Origin of the sequence: Mesorhizobium sp. M7A.F.Ca.US.005.03.2.1 (assembly GCF_003997795.1) — a bacterium.
Lineage (GTDB): Bacteria > Pseudomonadota > Alphaproteobacteria > Rhizobiales > Rhizobiaceae > Mesorhizobium > Mesorhizobium ciceri.
Genome location: NZ_RZRP01000346.1, coordinates 1 through 6,271 on the forward strand (window position 1 = coordinate 1; position 6,271 = coordinate 6,271).

Sequence of the window (6,271 nt, forward strand, 5' to 3'; positions counted from 1 at the left end):
TGCCGTGACAAGGCATAGCGGTCGAGCCCGGTTATCGCTTCCAGTTCGCCGGAGCGCACCGGCCGGGTCAGGTTTTCCGTGAGATAGTCGCGCGCCAGTGCAGCCGCCCGCCACGCCGTCCGGGTCATCGGCTTTGCCGGCTGGCCGCCATGCCGGGTCAGGCTTTGCATCAGTTGGACCAGGAAGTCGTCGACGAACAGGTCGTCGAGTTCCTGCTCCAGCGGCCCCAGCGCCGAAAGCAGCGTTGCGCAAAAGGCCGCGTCCGTCACCACGCCATCCCTCACAAAAGGCAGCGAAGCGCCGCCAAGGCAGTCGAGCATCAGCGACGGCTCCAAATAGAGCATTCGGTAGCGCAGGCCGTCCTCGGTGCCGGCGCCGCCGTCATGCAGTTCGTCGGGGTGTAGCACGATGATCTGGCCTGGAAGGCTGTGACGCGCAGCACCAAGATAGCGAAACGTCTGCACACCGTGCAGCGTTACCCCGATCGCATAGGTGTCGTGGCGATGCAGGTCGAACGCGCTGCCATGGAAGCGTGCCTCGATCCGCTCCATGCCTGCGGGATCGGGACCGGAGATAATACGGTTTTCCGCCGCATCGATGCACAAACGTCCAAGACCCTCGAAGGCCTGGCTGTCTAGATCGTGCGACATCGTCTCCGTAAGCCTCGCATTGGGGCACAAACCGAATGGCCAATGTCTCATGTTCGATACGAAATTTGCAATCGTGCTCAGGGAAGATCTGCCGGTCTGGCAGAAACTCAACGTCACGGCCTTCCTGACCAGCGGCATTGTCGCCCAGTTTCGCGACATCATCGGCGAACCCTATCGCGACCGCGCCGGCAATCTCTACAACCCGCTGTCGATCCAGCCGGTCATCGTTTTGTCCGCCGACCAGGCCACGCTGGGCACGATCCACCGGCGCACATTGGAGCGCGGCGTGACCACCTCGCTCTATGTCGAGGAGATGTTTTCGACCGGCTTTGACGCGGCCAACCGGGCCGTCTTCGCCGAATTTGCGCCTGAAGACGCCAAGGTGGTCGGGATCGCGCTTCGCGCCGACAAGAAGCTGGTCGATAAGATCACCAAGGGCGCCCGTATGCACCCGTAGCTTTCAAAGGCATCGACTAAGCCTGCCGCCGACACTTGTTGTGCCAGCCGGCTTTGGCGTGGCGACAGCCGACAATTGGCTTGCCGGGAGCCGGCAATTCCCGCAAAGGTGGGTCCAGCCCAGCTCCCACCCGGCCTGCAAGTGAGTGCTCCCCAAAGACATGTAGAAAGCGCGACGCCCCCGGTGGCGATCCTGTGCATGCTTTCCACTTACGTCTGCTTCACCTTCCTCGACACATCAAGCAAATACCTCGTCCTCGCCGGCATTTCCGTGCTGGTCGTTGCCTGGGTGCGCTTTGCCGTGCATGTCATCCTGGTCGGCACCCTGTTGCGCGGCTGGCGCCAACCCATGCGGTTTCGCCCGGTCAACCTGCCTGCGCATATCCTGCGCGGGGCTTTCCTGTTCGGATCGACCATATTCAATGTCCTGGCGCTCAAATCCCTGCAACTGGCCGAGACAACCTCGATCTATTTCTTTGGGCCGATGGTGATCACGGCGCTGGCCGGTCCGCTGCTTGGCGAGTGGGCGGGCTGGCGGCGCTGGCTGGCCATCCTGGCGGCCTTTGCCGGCGTCCTCATCATCACCCGACCGGGCGTCGGCGTGTTCGGCATCGGACATCTCTTCGCGCTCGGCTCGATGCTGTCGAACTGCTTCTACGTCATCATGACGCGCCGCATGTCGGCGACCGAGACATCGGAGAGCCTCATCCTGTTTTCGGCGCTGGCGCCGGCGCTGCTGCTGTTGCCCCTGCTGCCGTTTTCGTTTTCCCTGCCGCATGACGGCTGGCACTGGTTCGTGCTGCTGATGCTCGGCGTGTTCGGCGGCGTCGGTCACTGGCTGCTCGTCCAGGCCTACCGGCTGGCGACGACTACGGCTTTGGCGCCCTATCCCTATTCGCAGATGGTGTGGATGATCATTTCCGGATGGATCGTCTTCAAGCAGTTTCCCGACCGCTGGACGCTGGTCGGCGCCGCCATCATCGTCGCCAGCGGCCTCTACATCGTCCATCGCGAGCATAGGCTTCGGCTGCGGAGCCGCGCGGCCTCGGACGTCGAGGCCGAGGCGTTGGCAAAAAAACTTTGATTTGCCCCCGATCGGTGGCATAACGCCGCCTTTAAACAGTTTAGGTCTGGAAAGTCAGGTCCGGGGAGCACACGTCGCTGGCACAAAAAATCAAGCTTTCGACGATCGCGGATGCGCTCGGCGTGTCCACGGCCACGGTCTCGCTGGCGCTGCGCGACAGCCCTCTTGTTGCCGGGACCACCCGTGACCGCATCAAGGAACATGCCCGCGCCATCGGCTATATCTACAACCGACGCGCCGCCAGCCTGCGCACCTCGCGTTCCGGCATTGTCGGCGTCGTCGTGCACGACATCATGAACCCGTTCTTCGCCGAGATCCTGCGCTCGATCGAAAGCGAGCTCGACCGCAGCCGGCAAACCTTCATCCTGTCCAACCACTATGATCAGCTCGAAAAGCAGCGCACTTTCATCGATACGCTTTTGCAACTCGGCGCCGACGGCGTCATCATGTCGCCGGCGATCGGCACGCCGGCTTCCGACATCGTGATGGCCGAGGAGAACGGCCTGCCGGCTGTGCTGATCGCGCGCACCGTCGAGGGTGCCGACGTGCCGGTCTTTCGCGGCGACGACTCTTATGGAACAGGCCTCGCCACCAACCACCTGATCTCGCTCGGCCACAAGCGCATTGCCATGATCGGCGGCACCGACCAGACCTCGACCGGCCGTGACCGCTACCAAGGCTATGTCAACGCGATGGAGGCGGCCGGGCTGGAAGTCAGGCCGTCCTGGCGCATCGCCGGGCCGCGCACCAAGCAGGCCGGCTTCGAGGCCGCCGGACAGTTCCTGGCGCTGAAGGACAGACCGACGGCAGCCTGCTGCTGGAACGACCTCGTCGCCATCGGTCTGATGAACGGCATTGCCCGCGCCGGCCTGGTGCCGGGCGTCGACATCTCGGTCACCGGCTATGACGACCTCGAAGAGGCGGCGATCGCGACGCCGGCGCTGACCACAGTCTGGAACGGCCAGCGCGAGGTTGGCCGCCGCGCCGCCAGCGCGCTGCTCGACAAGCTCAACGGGCAGACGGTGCGACCCTCGCAGGAATTGATCAAGCCGGAACTGCATGTGCGTCAGTCGACCGGCAAGCCGGTGGAGCGTGCATGACCAAGGCCGAACAGTTGCAGACCGTCGCCATCCTGGTGCCGGGCGATTTCAACGACCACGCGGTCGACCGCATCAACCGCACGTTCAGGCGTGTCAGAATTGAACGCGCCGATCCGGCGCTCGTCACCGACGAGATGCGCAGTGATGTGCGCGGCGTCGCTTCGTTCGCCGGCATCAACGCGGCGATGATGGATGCATTGCCCAACCTCGAACTCATCGCTTCCTTCGGCGTCGGCTATGATTCGGTCGATGTCGGTCATGCGGCGGCGAAAAACATCATGGTCACCAACACGCCCGACGTGTTGACCGAGGAGGTCGCCGACACCACGATCGGGCTGTTGATCAACACCATCCGCGACCTGCCGCGCGCCGAGACCTGGCTGCGCGACGGCAGCTGGGTGCGCAAGGGCAACTATCCGCTGAGCCGGCTGACCTTGCGCGGGCGCAGTGTGGGTATTTTCGGCATGGGCCGCATCGGGCAGGCCATTGCCCGGCGTCTGGAAGCCTTTGGCTTGCCGGTCGCCTACCACAACCGGCGCCGTGTCGAAGGTCTTTCCTACCACTATCATGCGACCCTGAAAGGGCTTGCCGAAGCCGTGGATACGCTGATTTCGGTCGCGCCGGGGGGCGCCTCGACGGAGAAGGCGGTCAATGCCGAGATACTGTCGGCGCTTGGCGCCAACGGCGTCTTCGTCAACATCGGCCGTGGCAGCACGGTCGATGAGGCAGCGCTTGCGGCAGCCCTTGCCAACGGCACCATCGCCGCTGCCGGCCTCGATGTCTTTGCCGACGAACCGAACGTGCCCAAGGCGCTGCTCGACGCGCCCAACACCTCGCTGCTGCCGCATGTCGGCTCGGCCTCGGACCATACACGCCGCGCCATGGCGGATCTGTGCGTCGACAATCTGGTGTCCTGGTTCACCGAGCGCCGGCCGCTGACGCCGGTGCCCGAGACGGCGCATGTGAAGGCTAGAAACTGATCGGTGGCTGCCACATTTATTAACGTCAGCTTAACCCTTTGGAATCATTGTTCAACCTGTCCGTGTACGTGGATGAAGAATGATGAAAGCACTTTCCGCATTGATCGCTGCCGCAGCGCTGTTTGGTGGCATTCAGCTGTTTCATGGCGGCAGCCGGGAAAGCGTAGCCAACGAGGCCGCCCCGTCCAACAGCTACAGGCTGGTCGCCAATGGCGATGAGGCGGTCTGTGCAGTCAGCCGCGGAGCCGAAATTTCGGACGGTTTGTCGTTGCTCACCGTTGCTCCCAAATGCCGTCGGCTCTTGCCGGGCATAGAACAGGCGAAGTTCTGGCGCGAGCAAAACGATGGCACCGTTGCCTTCAGCGCCAATGGCACCGATCCAATCGTCACCTTCGTGGCTGCCGATGGCGACGGCTACGAATCCTATGCCCCGGCGCTGCCGCTGCTGTCGCTGGCGGCCACCCGTGATAAAAAATCCGGCGAGTGATTATTCCGCTGCGGCCCGCGCGCCCGCCTTCGCTGCGGCGTGCAGCCGAACCGCATCGCCGAAGGCACGGAATATTTTCACCGAATTGCTGTCCGACTTGACCCAGTATTCCGGGTGCCATTGCACGCCGACGGCGAAGGCGCGGGCGTCCCGCACCGAAACCGCCTCGACCGTGCCGTCGGTGGCGACGGCCTCGACCTGCAGCTTCGAGCCGAGCCGGTCGATCGCCTGGCGGTGCAACGAATTGACCTTGATGTCGCCGGCACCGAACACACCGGCCAGGCAACTGTCAGGTTTGATCGAAATGGTCTGGTGGATGGCGAAGCGTTCGTCCTGCTTCTCGCTCACCGGCGCGCGGTGATCGAGCGAACCCTCGCGCTCCTGGATCTCGGTGCCGAGCGTGCCGCCCAACGCCACGTTCAGTTCCTGGATGCCGCGGCAGATGGCGAGCAGTGGCACGCCGCGTTCGATCGCCCGGCGGATCAGCGGCAGCGTCGTGGCGTCGCGCGCCGGATCATAGGGGCCATTGGCTTCACTGGCGTCGCCGCCATAAAGCGAGGGATGCACATTGGATTTCGAGCCGGTGACCATGACGCCGTCGACCGACGACAGGAGTTCGTCGAAATCGAGCCGGTCGCCGAACGATGGCACCAGCACCGGGAACACGCCGGCGCCGGCGATCGCCGCTTCCAGATATTGTTGTGGGGCGGCATGCCAGGTGTAGTTGTCGAACTGACGGACGTCGGTCGATATGGCGACGAGCGGCTGATGCATTTTGGCTCTATGTTCCATCGGGGCAAGGGATACCTGCCTTCAAAATAGGCGATCCCACGTTATTTTTCCATGCCAAGTTTCGGCGTGTCGCATGGGCCACGAAACGGCCTGTTAGACTATAGTTGCAGTGCAGCCGGGCTTCGCCGTCAAATCGGGCCGGCCTGCTGGACTCGACTTCTTGCCTGTGTATTGTCTCGAACGAACCGACACGGAAACCGAGGATTTTCTGACGTCGGCCTGTTGATCCAAAAGGGAGGAACTTCATGGATCGTCGTTCATTCATTCGCAAGGCCGGTGTCACCGGCGTCGGTGCCGCGGCGGCGGCGGCCACGCTGGCGGCGCCTGCAATCGCCCAGTCCAATCCCAAGGTGACATGGCGGCTGGCGTCGTCCTTCCCGAAGTCGCTCGACACCATCTATGGCGGCGCCGAGGTGTTCTCGAAGATGCTGTCGGAAGCCACCGACGGCAATTTCCAGATCCAGGTTTTTGCTGCCGGTGAGCTGGTACCTGGCCTGCAGGCCGCCGACGCCACCACAGCCGGCACGGTCGAGGCCTGCCATACGGTGGCATATTATTACTGGGGCAAGGACCCGACATGGGCGCTCGGTGCGGCGGTTCCCTTTTCGCTCAACGCACGCGGCATGAATGCCTGGCATTACCATGGCGGCGGCATCGACCTGTTCAACGAGTTTCTCGCCACGCAGGGTCTTTTTGGCCTGCCGGGCGGCAACACCGGCGTG

7 protein-coding genes and 1 pseudogene are annotated in these 6,271 nt (G+C 63.4%); 6 read left to right on the forward strand and 2 right to left on the reverse strand.

All coding sequences use genetic code 11. The annotated features are described in order from the left end of the window. A partial coding sequence (locus tag EN991_RS19450) for an AraC family ligand binding domain-containing protein (RefSeq protein ID WP_127369337.1) occupies positions 1 to 650 on the reverse strand: 650 nt, incomplete at its 3' end. 49 nt (positions 651 to 699) lie between these two features. Here EN991_RS19450 and EN991_RS19455 point away from each other — a divergent pair. The 5 genes from EN991_RS19455 (at position 700) to EN991_RS19475 (ending at position 4,757) form a co-directional block, all read left to right on the forward strand. Beyond that, on the forward strand, positions 700 to 1,107 hold the full coding sequence (locus EN991_RS19455) for a DUF2000 family protein (RefSeq protein ID WP_024501919.1): 408 nt from the start codon (positions 700 to 702) through the stop codon (positions 1,105 to 1,107). Between the two features lie 198 nt (positions 1,108 to 1,305). Then, entirely contained in the window at positions 1,306 to 2,190 is an 885-nt protein-coding gene (locus EN991_RS19460) for a DMT family transporter (RefSeq protein WP_063173523.1), read from the forward strand. Positions 2,191 to 2,267: 77 nt separating this feature from the next. After that, entirely contained in the window at positions 2,268 to 3,290 is a 1,023-nt protein-coding gene (locus EN991_RS19465; protein ID WP_127259551.1) for a LacI family DNA-binding transcriptional regulator, read from the forward strand. Beyond that, positions 3,287 to 4,270, forward strand: a complete 984-nt coding sequence (locus tag EN991_RS19470; protein ID WP_127369338.1) for a 2-hydroxyacid dehydrogenase — start codon at positions 3,287 to 3,289, stop codon at positions 4,268 to 4,270. Before EN991_RS19465 ends, EN991_RS19470 begins: the two co-directional genes overlap by 4 nt. An 82-nt stretch (positions 4,271 to 4,352) precedes the next feature. Further along, complete coding sequence (locus EN991_RS19475; protein ID WP_164766146.1) at positions 4,353 to 4,757, forward strand: hypothetical protein; 405 nt, start codon at positions 4,353 to 4,355, stop codon at positions 4,755 to 4,757. On the opposite strand, the gene EN991_RS19480 is transcribed toward EN991_RS19475, so the two are convergent. Beyond that, a complete protein-coding gene (locus tag EN991_RS19480) occupies positions 4,758 to 5,531 on the reverse strand; it encodes a gamma-glutamyl-gamma-aminobutyrate hydrolase family protein (RefSeq protein WP_027164201.1) in 774 nt (257 codons plus the stop codon). Between the two features lie 263 nt (positions 5,532 to 5,794). Here EN991_RS19480 and EN991_RS19485 point away from each other — a divergent pair. Continuing rightward, positions 5,795 to 6,271: pseudogene (locus tag EN991_RS19485) on the forward strand (ABC transporter substrate-binding protein); the annotation flags it as partial.